Below are 15,436 nucleotides of genomic sequence, written 5' to 3'. Positions count from 1 at the left end.
ATCCCGCACCCGCCGACGCGTTGCGCGCATGGTTGCTGACGGGCTATAGCGAATGCATCGACAGTTTCTTCGCTTTCGGGCTCTTCGAAGCGGCGCGCCAATCAGGCTTTTTCCCGGAGGAGCTAGTCGAAACCTTCGAGCCGGTGATTCAGGAGGAAGCGCGCCACATCCTGTTCTTTGCCAATTGGGTGGCGTGGTATCGGCGGAGTTTGCCCTGGTACAAGCGACCGTGGTTTCTCCTGCAAATAGCAAGCGTTTGGTTCTCGCTCATTCGCGACCGCATCTCGCTAGCCCGTGGCTTTGACACCAGCGGCGCCGCCCAGGATATGAACTTCCCGGCGAACGTGGGCGATTCCGTGGCCGGGGCGGTGTCGGCGAGGGCATTGGTCGACTTGTGCCTGGAGGAAAACGAACGCCGGATGAGTGGATATGACGTGAGACTATTGCGGCCCGTAACCGTGCCGTGGCTCGCCGGGATCGTGCGACGGTTCATTAAATAGCGTTCTTCAAGCGTTCTTCGGCGACGCGCTTCGGGTCATCTATTTTGCAACTAACCGTCCGTCGCGTCCGCGTCCGCGAATGGTCGCCGGCCTCGTTATTCCGGGCGCGTCGCTTCGAACCGGCGCGACGCTTCCTCAACGTCCAGTCTGAACTGCGCGAGCGCAGTCAAGTCGGCAGCGGGGGGCTGAAGCGCTGTCCATAACACGCCGATGAGTTCGTCGGCTGTCGTATCGATCTGAGCCTGACTCAACTGACGCTTTGCCAGCGTCGCGTCCCACAGCACATGCTCCATCGGCCCGAACACCAGTGAGCGCAGGAGCCGGAGCGGCAGGTCGGCCCGTACCTGGCCGACTTTCTGGCCGCGCGCCAATACGTCCATCAGCGGCGCGGTGTAACGGCGTTGAAGGTCAGTGAGCGTGTCGCTGAGATCATGATGTTTCGCCCGTCCTTCCGATAAAACCAGCGCGCACAAGCCCGTCCCATTCACGAGCATCAGCCGCAAATGCGTGCGCACGATGAACGCGAACTGCTGACGCACGCTACCGTCGCGGGGGAGTCCGGATTCGAACGCATCGATGATTTCGTCGTACCAGTCGCCAATCACGCGCGCACACAGTTCCCGTTTTCCGCTGAAATAACTGAATACGGTCGCCTCCGAAATCCCCGCGCGCTGCGCAATCTCGGCGCTCGTGGCGGCGTCATAGCCTTTCTCGGCGAAGACTTGGCGTCCCGCCTGAAGAATGTCCTTCACCCGCTGCTGCGACTTTACGCCTGTAGGCGTGCGGCGATTTCCGGCGATCAACGTGGACGACATGGCGGCTGAGTAGAGTTCGTATGAAATGTGAGCGTAGCTCAAATCCCTATTGACGGGAAGCCCGTTTCAGCGCGAAACTTCAGCAAATCAAGCAAATTGCCGCGTGTGAGTGAAACTCATAAATGATCGCGCGGTGCTGCTGCTCACGCCAACGGATCAGAAGGAGATACGCATGAACGACGTACCCGGCCTGAACTTCGCCCTGGGCGAAGATATCGATATGCTGCGTGATTCGCTGGCGCATTTCGCGGCAAAGGAAATCGCCCCGCGCGCGGCGGAAATCGATAAGACCGACCAGTTTCCCATGGACCTGTGGAAGAAGTTCGGCGATCTCGGCGTGCTCGGCATGACGGTCTCCGAGGAATACGGCGGCGCCAATATGGGCTACACCGCGCACATGGTCGCGATGGAGGAGATCTCGCGTGCGTCGGCATCGGTCGGATTGTCGTACGGCGCGCATTCCAACTTGTGCGTGAACCAGATCCATCGCAACGGGACCGAAGCGCAGAAGCGCAAGTACCTACCCGGCCTGGTGTCCGGCGAACACATCGGCGCGCTGGCAATGAGCGAGCCGAACGCCGGTTCGGACGTGGTCAGCATGAAGCTGCGGGCAGACGAAAAGAGCGATCACTACGTGCTGAACGGCACGAAGATGTGGATTACCAACGGCCCGGATTGCGACACGCTCGTGGTCTACGCGAAGACGAATATCGAGGCGGGCGCGAAGGGAATCACGGCGTTTATTGTCGAAAAGGGCATGCAGGGATTTTCGGTCGCGCAGAAGCTCGACAAACTGGGTATGCGCGGCTCGCACACGGGCGAACTGGTGTTCGAGAACGTCGAAGTGCCGAAGGAAAACATCCTCGGGCAACTGGACGGGGGCGTGAAGGTATTGATGAGTGGTCTTGACTATGAGCGCGCGGTGCTGGCGGGCGGCCCGACCGGCATCATGGTCGCCTGCATGGACGCGGTCGTGCCGTACATCCATGACCGCAAGCAGTTCGGGCAGGCAATTGGTGAGTTTCAACTGATCCAGGGCAAGGTCGCGGATCTCTATACGACGTTGCAGGCGTGTCGGGCGTATCTGTACGCCGTTGGCCGTCAACTCGATACGCTCGGCGCCGGACATGGCCGCCAGGTGCGCAAGGATTGCGCGGGCGTGATCCTCTATACGGCCGAAAAAGCGACATGGATGGCCGGCGAAGCGATCCAGATCCTGGGCGGCAACGGCTATATCAATGAGTACCCCGTCGGCCGTTTGTGGCGTGACGCTAAGCTGTATGAAATCGGCGCGGGCACGAGCGAGATTCGTCGCATGTTGATCGGGCGCGAACTGTTTGCCGAAACTGCTTGAATACGTCCCTAAGCGAGCGCACAAACTCATGCCGATCATCGAATCCAAACTGAATCCACGCAGCGACGAATTCCGGGCGAACGCGGCGGCGCTTGAAGCGCTCGTCGCGGACCTGAAGGACAAGATCGCGAACCTCGCACTGGGCGGCGGCGACGCTGCACGCGACAAACATGTTTCGCGCGGCAAGCTTTTGCCACGCGACCGCATCGCGCAACTGCTCGATCCGGGTACGCCGTTTCTCGAGTTGTCGCAGATGGCCGCGTACGGCATGTATAACGACGACGCGCCCGGTGCTGGCGTGATCACGGGCATTGGCCGGATTGCGGGGCAGGAATGCGTGATCGTCTGCAACGACGCGACCGTGAAGGGCGGCACGTACTATCCGGTCACCGTGAAAAAGCATTTGCGGGCGCAGGAAATCGCTGAAGAAAATTGCCTGCCGTGCGTTTATCTGGTCGATTCGGGCGGCGCGAACCTGCCGAATCAGGACGACGTTTTCCCCGATCGCGATCACTTCGGCCGCATCTTCTACAACCAGGCGAACCTGTCGGCGAAGGGCATCGCGCAGATCGCCGTCGTGATGGGATCGTGCACGGCGGGTGGGGCCTACGTCCCGGCAATGAGCGACGAATCGATCATCGTGAAAAACCAGGGGACCATTTTCCTGGGTGGCCCACCGCTCGTCAAAGCGGCCACCGGCGAAGTCGTTAGCGCGGAAGATTTGGGCGGCGGCGACGTGCACACGCGCTTGTCCGGCGTGGTCGACCACCTCGCGCAAAACGATGCGCACGCGCTGGGCATCGCACGCAGTATCGTGGGCAACCTGAATCGTGTGAAGCCTGCGCCGCTCGTGCTGAAAGAACCGATGCCGCCGCGTCACGATCCGCACAGTATTTATGGCGTTATTCCCGTCGACACCCGCAAGCCGTTCGACATTCGCGAAGTGATCGCGCGTATTGTCGACGACTCGGCCTTCGATGAATTCAAGGCGCGCTACGGCGCAACGCTCGTATGCGGCTTTGCGCATATCTGGGGTCATCCGGTCGGTATCATCGCGAACAACGGCATCCTGTTTTCTGAGTCGGCGCTCAAGGGCACGCATTTTATCGAGTTGTGTTGCCAGCGGAAAATTCCATTAGTTTTCCTACAGAACATCACCGGCTTCATGGTCGGGCGCAAGTACGAGAACGAAGGCATTGCACGCAATGGCGCGAAGATGGTGACAGCGGTCGCCACGGCCAAGGTGCCGAAGTTCACGGTGATCATCGGCGGGTCGTTCGGTGCCGGGAATTACGGCATGTGCGGTCGTGCCTATTCGCCGCGTTTCCTCTGGATGTGGCCCAATGCGCGCATCTCCGTGATGGGTGGCGAACAGGCCGCTTCGGTGCTGGCAACCGTGCGTCGCGATGGTATCGAAGGCAAGGGCGGCACGTGGTCGAAGGAAGAGGAAGAGGCGTTCAAGGCGCCGATCCGCGACCAGTACGAAGCGCAGGGTCATCCGTATTACGCCAGCGCGCGCCTGTGGGACGATGGCGTGATCGACCCGGCGCAAACCCGCGACGTGCTCGGTCTCGGGCTGGCGGCGTCGATGAATGCGCCTATCGAGGACACGCGTTTTGGCGTGTTCCGCATGTGAAGCGAGCATGTGACGCGTGCATGTGACCGGTGCGTAACCCGCGTGTGAAAACCCTCTTTTAGGCTTCGCCATGTTCAACAAAATACTGATCGCCAATCGCGGCGAGATTGCATGCCGTGTGGCTGCGACGTGCAAGCGGCTCGGCATTGGCAGCGTAGCGGTCTATTCCGATGCAGACGCGCAGGCGAAGCATGTCGCCGTCTGCGATGAAGCCGTGCACGTGGGTGGTGCTGCGGTGTCGGAGAGCTATCTTCGGATCGACAAGGTCATCGCCGCCGCGCTGAAATCCGGCGCGCAGGCGGTGCATCCGGGCTACGGGTTTTTATCGGAGAACGAGGACTTCGCGCGCGCATGCGAGAAGGCTGGGTTGGTGTTTATCGGACCGCCGGTCGCAGCCATCTCCGCGATGGGATCGAAGGCGGCGGCCAAGGCGCTGATGCAATCGGCGGCCGTGCCTCTCGTGCCGGGTTATCACGGCGACTGCCAGGAACCGGCGTTGTTGCAAAAGGAAGCCGATGGCATTGGTTATCCGGTGCTGCTGAAAGCGAGTGCGGGCGGTGGCGGCAAGGGCATGCGCGTGGTGGAGAAAAGCGCGGATTTTGCGTCGGCGCTTTTGTCGTGCAAGCGTGAGGCCGCGAGCAGTTTCGGCAACGATCGCGTGTTGATTGAAAAGTATCTGCTGCGTCCACGCCATGTGGAAGTGCAGGTGTTTGCAGATCAGCATGACAACATCGTGTACCTTTTCGATCGCGATTGCTCGGTGCAGCGCCGGCATCAAAAGGTCTTGGAAGAGGCGCCCGCGCCAGGTCTCTCCGATGAAGTTCGCCGCGCGATGGGCGAAGCCGCGGTCGCGGCTGCACGCGCCGTGAACTACGTAGGTGCGGGCACCGTCGAGTTCATCATGACCGGCGACGGCCAGTTCTATTTCATGGAAATGAATACACGCTTGCAGGTGGAGCATCCGGTCACCGAAATGGTGACGGGCCTCGATCTGGTCGAGTGGCAATTGCGCGTCGCGAGCGGCGAGACGCTGCCTTTGCTGCAGGACGAATTGAAGGTGAACGGGCATGCCATCGAAGCGCGCATCTACGCTGAAAATCCGTCACGCGGCTTCTTGCCTTCAACAGGAACGCTGAAACATCTGCGCATGCCCGACGCGGTCGAGTTCCAGCTGAGCGGCAACGTTCGCATCGATAGCGGGGTGCGCGAGGGCGACACCATCACGCCCTTCTACGATCCCATGATCGCGAAGCTGATCGTGCATGGACACAATCGCGCCGACGCGCTGCTGCGCATGGCGCTTGCACTCAAGCAATGTGAAGTGGTCGGTCCGTCGACGAATATCGAGTTCCTGCACCGGATCGTGACCAGCGAACCCTTCGTCGCCGGCGATCTCGATACCGGCTTGATCGAGCGTCATCACGACACGTTGTTCGCACCGTCCACGGTATCGAAGAAGCACGCGCTCGGGTTGGCTTGCGCCGCGCTGCTTGCCCGTGAAGGCGGCGAGGCGCATGGCGTATCGCCGTGGGATGCGCTGTCGCACTGGCGCATGAGCGGCGGTTACACGCAGGCACTGAACTGGCGTGCTGCAGGTTCGGATGACGAAATAAAGGCGGTCTTTACGCGTGAATCCACGTCGGGTCGCGGAGACAATAAGCAGCTTGAACTGTTCGGCGAGACACTTGCTTTTGACTGGTCGCATGGAACCGAGCCGCGGGCATTTGTCGTGTTGCTCGGTGACATGCGGATCAAAGGCCGGGTCGTCGTGGACGCCGACATGTTCCATGTGTTTTTCGAAGGTGCATCGCTCGCGTTCGAATGGCAGAACCTGCTCGCTCACGCCGCTGACGCTGAGCACGGCGAAGGTCGTCTGACCGCACCGATGCCGGGAAAAGTGATCGCGGTGCTGGTGGAACCCGGCGCAACAGTGGCAAAGGGCGCGCCGCTGCTCGTGATGGAAGCGATGAAGATGGAGCACACGATCGTGGCGCCTGCGAGCGGCACGGTCAGCGAAATCCTGTTCGGCGTCGGCGATCAGGTCACCGACGGCGCCCAATTGCTCGTCATGGAAGTTCAGCCGGCGACATAAAGCGCCACATCATTTCGTCGTGGCGGTACCCATCAGCGTTTCTTCGCTTTCCGCCTTGACGAGAATCTCCACACGCCGGTTCAACGCGCGCCCTTCGGGCGTATCGTTGGACGCTACCGGCTCCAGATAAGCCATTCCCTTGGTCTTGATGCGTGCAGCGGGCACGCCGCGTGCAACCAGTGCATCGCCGACGGCGTTCGCGCGTGCTTGCGACAGCGTGGTGTTGTAGTCGAGCGGGCCGACGTTGTCGGTGTGTCCCTCGATCATGATCGGTCGCGTACTGCGCTTGAGCAGCACGGCAGCGCGATTGAGTATGGCGACGCTAGCCGGGCGCATGGCCGCCGCGTCGAATTCGAACAACGGGGCCTCCTGCATGCGCATCTCCACGCCGGCCTTCACTGGCCTCACGACGATCCCGACCTTCTGGTTGAGCGCCTCTTCCTTCGCCCGGTTGGGACCGGACGCGCAACCGGCAAGCAGTGCGGTGGTGGCGCAAGCGCCGACAATCGTTTGAATCGTTGTCACTGCAATATCTCTTGAACGGATGCCGGAGCAGAGGAACCGATTATAGGGAATCGAAAAATGGGGAGTGTGAAATAAGTGCAACGCATGGTGCACGGAACCGCATGGCGTTTCGCGTTGCTTAAAGGTCCACAAACGCCTCCGCAAACCTTACTGTACGGGCACCATTTACAATGCACTTCATTCACACCCATCATTTCGTCAATGCGCATTTACACAGGTCATCAACATGAATCCACGCGAGCAGCCGTCTAGCGAACAAAAAGATCGCACGCAGCGCCTGCAACGTATGGCATCGGGGTTGCTGTATGCCTTGCTCGTCGCGGTTGCGCTCTGGATGATCCGCGAGTTCATTCCGGCCGTGGTCTGGGCGGTGGTGATTGCGATCGCATTGTGGCCCTTGTTGACCTGGCTCGAAGCGCATCCCGCACTGGAGAAACATAACATAGGGATTGCCGCCGGCCTCACGTTGGTCACCGGACTCGTGTTCCTGGTGCCGTTTGTCGTCGTCGTGACGCAAGCGGGATACGAGGCCGGCGATCTCATGGGCTGGTTCCAGGAGTCGCTGCGCAACGGCATCGCCATGCCGGATTTCGTGAATCATCTGCCGATCGGTGCAACGCGCGTGGCCGCATGGTGGCAAGCCAATCTTGCAACGCCCCTTGGGTCATCGCCGGCTGTGAAGAGCTTGCACAGCGCGAGCGTCGTTGCGATGACGCGGCATTTTGGTGGCCGTCTCGTGCATGGGCTGGTCGTTTTCGGCTTCATGCTGGTGACGCTGTTCTTCTTGTTCAAGGCGGGCTCGAAGCTCGGGGAGCAACTGCTCGACGGTTCGCGTCGCGCGTTTGGAGCGGAGGGGGCTGCACTCGCCCGGCGCATGGCCGAGTCGGTCCGGTGTACGGTGACCGGTCTGGTGGTTGTAGGGCTCGGCGAAGGCGCGTTGCTGGGCGTGGCGTACGGTGTGACGGGCGTGCCGCATGCGACCTTGCTCGGCATGCTGACCGCCATCGCGGCGATGCTGCCGTTTTGCGCCCCCATCGTCTTCGTGGGCGCTTCGCTGTGGCTGCTGGCGCAAGGCGCGATGGTCGCGGCGATCTGCGTCGCGGTGTTTGGTTTTGTCGTCGTGATTGTCGCCGAGCATTTTGTGCGGCCGGTGCTGATCGGTGGCGCGACGCGATTGCCGTTCCTGCTTGTGCTGTTCGGGATTCTAGGCGGGGCGCAGACGTTCGGGTTGGTGGGCTTGTTTATCGGGCCGGCGCTGATGACGATTTTGGTCGTGTTGTGGAACGATTGGGTGCATTGAAGTTGGGTAAGCCCAGTTGCAGGGCGCCGTGAAGCGCTTGTAGCCGCAACAGGACTAGGCCTCACTGCCGGGCGGCCGCCACGCCAGCAGCGTCCGTCCGTCTGGCTCGTAGTGCGTTCCAAAGCGCACGAGGCCGTGCTTTTTCAGATGGCACGTCATTTCGTAGCTGACGACCGTCCCGGGTTGCGCCGGCATCACCTCCACGTCTATTGAACGGATGCGCGGCTCGTAGACAAGCAGCGTGGCTTCCATCTGGGCCTTGAGTTGATGTGCTGACACCGGCAGGTTCCTGTAGACGTTGGTCAGATCGGGGAGCCCATAGTTGGGCAGGTGCTTGAGCGTTCCCGCTCGGGTGTTCAGGATGCGCCTGATGTTATCCAGTACGCTCAGAATTTCGAGCGTGTTGTCGTCGTGGTTATCCAGTGCGTCGCCGTCGATGTGGCCGAGCAGCATGTCGTAGAGGGAAGGTCCCGCTTTCGTCATGACTTCGGCACGGCCAGGTTAGCCAGTTGCGCGTCGAGGGATTGCCCTAGCGCGAACCAGATCAGGGCTGCCGCCACGCAACCGATTCCAGCCATCGTCCAGGGCGAAAGCCGGCGTAGCCAATCAAGACGGGTGCCGCCACTTTCGTTAAGGATGAAGCCGGCGCGTCGTGGTCCCGCTCCCAGGATGCGCTCATTCAGCAAAGTCACCAATTCGGCACGCTGGTGTTCACCGTCGTGCGCATAGCGGCCGAGGAACCCAAGGCCAAGGATCGCTGCGTAGCACCCCAGGAGTGTGACGTTAGGCGGCATCTCCCGCACACGAACTGCTATTCGCTCATAAATCCGCTGACCGGCGTCATGATTCCCAAATCGCTCGACTTGCAGGGGTTGAGCGTCCCATTCCGAGCGTTCGTTGTCCGCGAGATATCTCAGCGCAGTCTCGTCGAGCAGTCCGCATTGCGCATAGACAGCGTCTTCCCGCACGTCTTGAGGAACTTGCTCGGCTTTAAGTGCCCGATCGAAATCGCTGACCACTTGCTGGCAGCGTTCGCGCAACTCGAACGCGGAATGGTCGGTTGGGTCTCGCGCAAGCAGCGAGACTTCGAGTGCGGTGTCGCGCAGCAGGGCGCGTATTGAAAACGCATCGGGTCCGCGCTGGATTGTCCCGTTCACGATGTCAACACCGCATAAAGTTCAAACGATGCATCGGGCAAGGTGGTCGGCAGATAGACGTGGCAGGCGCGCGCTGCGAGCATGCGAGCATGCGCGGGATCCCTCGCGTCAAGCGCGAAGTATTGGTTTTCGAGGCGCACCGGGATTGCAGCCGGCACGCGCTGCACCGCCTTCAACGGAATCCCGGCGAGTGCCGAATTAACAATCCGTTCGATGTCGTCAGGCGCGCCGACCTTGCACAATTTCGGGACTTGTTCGGTGATCTGGAACGCCGGCGCAGAAGCATTCACCGATAGATAATAGTCCGCGCCTTTGAGCAGGCGGTCGTCCTTGAACTGCCCCGTCCACGTGGTCGCGCTCTTGCGGGCGAGGCCGATTGGAATCACGCGGGACGGGATGATGGCATCGAGAAGATCACGGATCAGGGATTCGAGAGCCGAAAACACTTCGTCTTGCTTAGCGTGTTCGTACATGGGAATGGACGTCAACGTGGTGCCAGTCGAAAAGGTCATCAATGCGCCCGTCAGTCCCGCCAGGATTTCGTAAAGGCGCTCGGGTGGCTGATTCGGATGGGTGCCGAGGAATGCCAGTTTGGGCCAGTGCGTATGAATGCAGTGCAGAAGCCAGAAAAGCGATACATCGGACACGCCGAATTCGGCAATCTGATCGACGCGTTCGCTGCGCCTGACGGCGAGCACCGTGCTTTTGGCGAGCAGGATGTCTGACAGGCGCGCGACACGTTCCTGATGGCGCGTATTAGCGGAAAGGGTCAGACAGGGCGGAACATAAGTGCGATCAACTTCGAACTGGCCCTGTGTCCCGCGTGTGAGCCGCGCGATCGGGCATACGACGTCGTCCGCGTGCGGTTCGAAGTCGAACAGGAGATGAACCGCATGTCGCTCCACTGAGAGCTCTTCCACCCCCGTGCCGTTCAGATCGGGTACGTCAACGTATTCGCGGAAATAGCGGCGTGGCCGCGACAGGGTCTCATTGTCGAACCGGCAATTACTGCCATCCGCATTGAGTAACGGGAGCGCCGCGACCACGACCACGCTCTGCATGTCGGCCGCAACGTCGCGGCCGAGATCTCGCGGACGGGGCAGGACGTCGGTGACCGACGTGTCGACCAGCGTTCCATCCGGTAGCCGCAACTTTAGCCGCGTGAGAGACAGTCGGCCGGCGTCCAGCATCTCCTCATCGATCTGCACGTCGATCACGCCCCATGGCTCCGCCACAGCTAGCGATGCGAACTGCCGGTGGGAGAAATTAAGCCACTGTTCCTGCTGTTGAAAATGCTGCGGCGTGAGTATCAGGCCTTCATGCCAGAGCGGTTTGAAAGTCCGCATAGCGATCAAGTTTATGGTTGGCTTATTGGGGGAAGCATTCTAAACACGAACTACGCAGTGTCGTCTATTAAAGAGATAGCGAGTGCCGCAGGACTAGCTTGAAACGGTGTTTCAGTTCGTGATGACCTGCGTGTGCAGGCTTGCGCGAGTTTGTTGGTGTTGAAATTTCACATGTCTTCTTATGGATTTTGATTTCAAAGCGTATTTCATTTTTTTAAAACAACCCGATCGGTTATTTAGATCGAATCGCATACCTAACCGGTTGACTAACGTTCGGATGGCCTGCTGTAATAAAAGGCATGCATGCGCCGATTTAAAGCTGATTTTGATGGGTTGGACTAGACGCTCATCGCGTCGTCAGCCGTGTTCACGTGACGTGCGTTCTCCTTTTCCGTACTCCGTGGTTAGCGTTCCACGCGGGCTGCAGAGCCATAAATACAGGGCCACGAAGTCATGTCCGATAACTTTGAACGGGAAATTCCCAAGTCCAGAATTTCCATCTCTGTGGACTTGCACACGGGCGGTGCGCGGCAGAGGGTAGAACTTCCTCTCAAGCTCCTCGTACTGGGCGACTACAGCGCGGGCCACGCGAGTGAGTCACTCGCTGAGCGGAAGAAGATCGACGTCAATAAAAACAACTTCGATGCAGTTCTCGCTGAGCTGAACCCGCAAATTCGGGTCGATCTGCCTATTGCCGTTGAAGGTGACAACGCCGAATCGAGCGTACCGCTGCACTTCAAGTCCATGAAGGATTTCGAACCCGAAAGCGTAGCCCACCAGATCCCCCAACTGCAGCGGCTCATATCCATGCGCAACCTGTTACGGGATCTCAAATCGAATTTTCTCGACAACAGCGCGTTTGCGAGTGAACTGGAACGAATCGTCAAGAGTACGTCGCTTTCCACAAGCTTGAGCGCTGATCTGAGACAGGTCGGTAGAACGGGGGAGCAATGACGCGCATTGACGGTCTGCAAGCCGGTGTGGTCCCGCCCTCGGCGCTTGCACGCGACGAGCGCGACGTCCTAGCCAATCTCTTCGAAAAGCTCGACGTGAAGCCCATGTATGACGCGCGTCCACTCGAAGGGTTCCAGGACAACGATACACTCGCCGCGGCGCCATTCAACGAACGCTTGTCGCGGGCGCTCGGTGTGCTGTTGGAGGTGATCGCCGATTCTGGCCGCTCAGTCGACCGCCTGGACAAATCGCTTCTCGATTTTCATATTGATGCGCTTGATCGGCAAGTGAACAAGTACCTTGATGCGGTGTTGCACTCGACGCAGTTTCAGACGATCGAGTCGGCGTGGCGCGGGTTGAAGTTTCTGGTCGATCGTACCGATTTCCGCGAGAACGTGAAGATTGAAGTGCTTGACTGTTCGAAGGAGACATTGCAGCAAGACTTCGACGATACGCCGGAGGTCATCCAGAGCGGGTTGTATTACCACGGGTACATTCAGGAATACGATACACCGGGTGGTCAACCAATCGGCGCGATCATCTCGAACTTTGAGTTCGTCAACTCGGCGAAGGACATTGCACTGTTGCGCAATATATCGAAGGTTGCGGCGGCAGCGCATATGCCGTTCATTGGCGCCGTGGGTCCGGCGTTTTTTGGTAAGAAGTCGATGGAGGAGGTTGTCGCGATCCAGGATATTAGCGGCTACTTCGACCGCCCCGAGTTTATCAAGTGGATGGCGTTTCGCAGCACTGACGATGCGCGCTACGTAGGCCTCACGATGCCGCGTGTTCTCGGCCGACAACCGTATGGCCCCGACACTACGCCCGTGCGCGACCTGAACTATCGGGAAACGGTCAAGGGTACGGATCCGAATCGCTTCCTTTGGGTCAGTGCCTCGTTCGCGTTCGCCGCGAACATGGTGCATAGCTTTGTACGCAACGGCTGGTGTGTTCAGGTCCGGGGTCCGCGAGCGGGCGGGAAGGTTGCTGGCCTGCCGGTGCATTGGTATGACCTTGGCGCCGGATTTCAAAACAAGATTTCAGCCGAGGTGCTAATCCCCGAAACGCGAGAATTCGCCTTCGCGAATCTGGGTTTCATTCCGTTGTCGTTTTACGAGAACCATGACTTTGCGTGTTTCTTTTCTGCAAATTCTGCGCAGAAGCCCGCACCCTACAGCACCCCGGAAGCCACGGGCAACAGCCGGATCAACGCGCGACTTCCCTACATATTTCTGCTGTCACGCATTGCGCATCACCTGAAATTGCTTCAGCGCGAAAACATTGGGACGACCAAGGATCGACGTCTGCTCGAAGTGGAACTCAATAACTGGATCAAGACGCTGGTCACCGAGATGACCGATCCCAACGACGACCTTCAGGCTGCGCATCCGCTGCGTCAAGCGGAAGTGACGGTAGAAGACATCGAGGACAACCCGGGTTTCTTTCGCGTCAGGCTTTTTATCGTCCCGCACTTTCAGGTTGAAGGGATGGATGTCGGCCTTTCGATGATTTCGCAGATGCCGAGGGATAAAAGCGCGTCGACGTAACTGCGGACAACCCACCTCAATATTCAGCCGATGTCGTGCAAAGAGATATCGGCTAACAGGAGACGCCCATCAATGGGAACTATGGTTTTACCGACGCAGGCGTATAGCCTGCGCATCTCGAAGCAACCCGCGGCTTTCTCCGTGCTGTCCATGGACGGTGAGGAAGAAATTAGCAAGCCATATTGGTTCTTGATCGAGTTCACCTGTGCCCGCGCTGGACTCCCCATTGCCGACGTTCTAGGCAAACGAGCCAAGTTTGCCGTTGAACCGGTTGATCCCAACGCCGGATTGCCGGCGGAACTGGCCGCGCGCCTGGCGAAGCCGCCCGAGCGGCTGATCAGTGGAATTATCAGCGCCTTCGATGAATTGAGTTCGTCAGCCGATGAAACGCGCTACAGCGTGATGCTTGGACCGCGTCTGTCCGATCTTGGCTTCGAGGTCGCGAGCCGGCTGTTTCAGAACCAGACTGTGCCGAGTGCTATCGAATCGGTGTTGCGGCACTACGGCTACACCGCCGTCGATTTCAAGTTCCAGCTTCGGGCCGAGTACGAAACCCATGAATACATTACGCAGTATGCCGAATCGGCGCTGGCGTTCATCCAGCGCATTGCTGCAGAAGAGGGCATCTGGTTTCGTTTCGAACAGACGCCCAAGCATGAGGTCATCGTGTTTGGTGACGACCTCGATGCGTACGCACGTGATCCGAAGCTTTCGGCGCCGTATCGCGAGGAAGGCGGTTTCGCTAGCCGAGGTGCGGATTCGGTCATGACGCTGGTCGAGCGCCGCAAGCGCGTGGTGCAATCGGTGACGGTGGATGACTACAACCATCGCACGGCTGGGGTCGCGCTGCTGACGCAGGTGAACACGGCACGCGAAGACGAAACGACCGTTGGCAATCAGTATCGCTGGGGCGAGCACTACACCACGCCGGAAGCAGGCAAGCGCGTGGCGACCTTGCGGCATCAAGCCGAACTGGCGCGGCAGGTGATCTTTGAAGGGACCGGCAACGTGATCGGCATGACGCCGGGCGCTGTGTTCCGCTTTACCAACCGCAAGCTCGACAATGCCGAACATGGATTGATGCTCACGCATGTCAAGCACAAGGCGTCGCGCAAGGAAGCGTACACCTGTGAGTTCACGGCGATTCCGTCGGATCGTATCTATCGGCCGATGGTAGATCCTGCTGCCAAGCAGCGGATCACCGGCATCTTGCCGGCGCGGGTCATGTCGCCCGATAACTACAAGTACGCGTACATGACGCCGCAGAGCGGGTACAGGATCAAGTCTCCGTTCGATCTGGATGAGTGGAGTCCAGGTGGTACCAGCCGGCCGGTTCGGTTGGCTAAACCGTACGCGGGAAGAGATTATGGACATCACTTTCCGTTGATCGACGGGACGGAGGTGGCCGTCATCTTTACGGATGGGGATCCAAATCGACCCATTATTATTGGCGCGATGCATGACAGTCAGCATCCAGACCACGTCAACAACGAGAACAACACCCGCAATATCCTTCGCACTGCTGGCGGCAATGAGATGCGCATGGAGGACCGCGAGGGGAGCGAACATGTCCATCTGACAACACCGTTTCAGGCTAGTGAATTAAACCTGGGACACATGGTGAATGATCAGCGGGAGAAGCGAGGGCTAGGGGGTGAGCTTCGCTCGGACGAGCATGTGGCGCTAAGGGGAGGGATGGGGGTTCTGATTTCCGCCGAAGCGCAGCCGAAGGCGAACGGTCAGCAACTCGACATGGCCGAGGCAAGGACACAACTCGATGCAGCCGCCGCGCAAATGAAGGCCTTGGCGGATGCTGCGCAGGTAGCGCAGGCCCACGTGGCAGAGGTTGAAAAGCAGCGACAGTTTCTGGAGCAGAGGCTGGACAAGTTGCAGCAGGCGGTACTGCTCGCGAGTGCGCCAGCAGGTGTGGCGCTTACGAGTGGTCATCATCTGCAACTAGCCGCACAGGGCAATCTGATGGCGACAGCTAGTGGAAACGCTGACATTGGCGTGCTCAAGAAATTCACCGTCGCGGCCGGCGAAGCGATATCACTCTTTGCCCAGAAGCTGGGTATGAAGCTCATTGCTGCCAGCGGCAAGCTGGAGATTCAGGCGCAGCGAGATGAAATGCTGCTGACGGCGCTGAAGGACCTGAAGATTATCAGCGTGGAAGGGACGGTTGTCATTTCAGCGGAGAAGGAAGTGTGGAT

12 protein-coding genes and 1 pseudogene are annotated in these 15,436 nt (G+C 59.4%); 8 read left to right on the top strand and 5 right to left on the bottom strand.

All coding sequences use genetic code 11. From position 1 onward, the window contains the following. Window positions 1-500 (top strand): annotated as a pseudogene (locus WCA53_RS11275) (ferritin-like domain-containing protein); the annotation flags it as partial. A 95-nt stretch (window positions 501-595) separates the two neighbouring features. Here WCA53_RS11275 and WCA53_RS11270 read toward each other — a convergent pair. Further along, window positions 596-1,315: a TetR/AcrR family transcriptional regulator gene (locus tag WCA53_RS11270; RefSeq protein ID WP_423909343.1), complete on the bottom strand. Its 720-nt coding sequence runs from the start codon at window positions 1,313-1,315 to the stop codon at window positions 596-598. 172 nt (window positions 1,316-1,487) lie between these two features. On the opposite strand from WCA53_RS11270, the gene WCA53_RS11265 reads away from it, so the two are divergent. From WCA53_RS11265 to WCA53_RS11255, 3 genes are all read left to right on the top strand, one after another. Further along, a complete protein-coding gene (locus WCA53_RS11265; protein WP_423909338.1) occupies window positions 1,488-2,669 on the top strand; it encodes an isovaleryl-CoA dehydrogenase in 1,182 nt (393 codons plus the stop codon). A 28-nt stretch (window positions 2,670-2,697) separates the two neighbouring features. Further along, window positions 2,698-4,305, top strand: a complete 1,608-nt coding sequence (locus tag WCA53_RS11260; RefSeq protein WP_423909333.1) for a carboxyl transferase domain-containing protein — start codon at window positions 2,698-2,700, stop codon at window positions 4,303-4,305. 70 nt (window positions 4,306-4,375) lie between these two features. Continuing rightward, the gene (locus tag WCA53_RS11255) at window positions 4,376-6,397 is read left to right on the top strand and encodes an acetyl/propionyl/methylcrotonyl-CoA carboxylase subunit alpha (RefSeq protein WP_423909330.1); all 2,022 of its coding nucleotides are present in this window, start codon (window positions 4,376-4,378) and stop codon (window positions 6,395-6,397) included. A gap of 9 nt (window positions 6,398-6,406) precedes the next feature. Here WCA53_RS11255 and WCA53_RS11250 read toward each other — a convergent pair whose 3' ends face one another. Next, window positions 6,407-6,922 (bottom strand): OmpA family protein, encoded by a 516-nt coding sequence (locus tag WCA53_RS11250; protein ID WP_423909327.1) that lies wholly within the window; start codon window positions 6,920-6,922, stop codon window positions 6,407-6,409. A 226-nt stretch (window positions 6,923-7,148) separates the two neighbouring features. On the opposite strand from WCA53_RS11250, the gene WCA53_RS11245 reads away from it, so the two are divergent. Continuing rightward, complete coding sequence (locus WCA53_RS11245) at window positions 7,149-8,222, top strand: AI-2E family transporter (protein WP_423909324.1); 1,074 nt, start codon at window positions 7,149-7,151, stop codon at window positions 8,220-8,222. Window positions 8,223-8,276: 54 nt separating this feature from the next. On the opposite strand, the gene tssE is transcribed toward WCA53_RS11245, so the two are convergent. The 3 genes from tssE to tssK are packed head-to-tail and all read right to left on the bottom strand — an operon-like array spanning window position 8,277 to window position 10,725. Continuing rightward, window positions 8,277-8,705: a type VI secretion system baseplate subunit TssE gene (gene tssE / locus WCA53_RS11240; RefSeq protein WP_423909319.1), complete on the bottom strand. Its 429-nt coding sequence runs from the start codon at window positions 8,703-8,705 to the stop codon at window positions 8,277-8,279. Further along, window positions 8,702-9,379: a DotU family type IV/VI secretion system protein gene (locus tag WCA53_RS11235; protein WP_423909315.1), complete on the bottom strand. Its 678-nt coding sequence runs from the start codon at window positions 9,377-9,379 to the stop codon at window positions 8,702-8,704. Before WCA53_RS11235 ends, tssE begins: the two co-directional genes overlap by 4 nt. After that, a complete protein-coding gene (gene tssK / locus WCA53_RS11230) occupies window positions 9,376-10,725 on the bottom strand; it encodes a type VI secretion system baseplate subunit TssK (protein WP_423909312.1) in 1,350 nt (449 codons plus the stop codon). Before tssK ends, WCA53_RS11235 begins: the two co-directional genes overlap by 4 nt. A 453-nt stretch (window positions 10,726-11,178) precedes the next feature. Between tssK and tssB the strand changes: the two genes are divergently transcribed. The 3 genes from tssB to WCA53_RS11215 form a co-directional block, all read left to right on the top strand. Continuing rightward, a complete protein-coding gene (gene tssB, locus WCA53_RS11225; protein ID WP_423909309.1) occupies window positions 11,179-11,679 on the top strand; it encodes a type VI secretion system contractile sheath small subunit in 501 nt (166 codons plus the stop codon). After that, window positions 11,676-13,226: a type VI secretion system contractile sheath large subunit gene (tssC, locus tag WCA53_RS11220; protein ID WP_423909306.1), complete on the top strand. Its 1,551-nt coding sequence runs from the start codon at window positions 11,676-11,678 to the stop codon at window positions 13,224-13,226. Before tssB ends, tssC begins: the two co-directional genes overlap by 4 nt. Before the next feature lie 72 nt (window positions 13,227-13,298). Continuing rightward, the coding region (locus WCA53_RS11215; protein WP_423909303.1) for a type VI secretion system Vgr family protein at window positions 13,299-15,436 on the top strand (2,138 nt) is incomplete at its 3' end.

The sequence above is a fragment of the Caballeronia sp. genome (assembly GCF_049581465.1).
Taxonomy (GTDB): domain Bacteria; phylum Pseudomonadota; class Gammaproteobacteria; order Burkholderiales; family Burkholderiaceae; genus Caballeronia.
The sequence above is the reverse complement of the archived record's forward strand: the minus strand, read 5'-3'. Positions and strand labels throughout refer to the sequence as shown.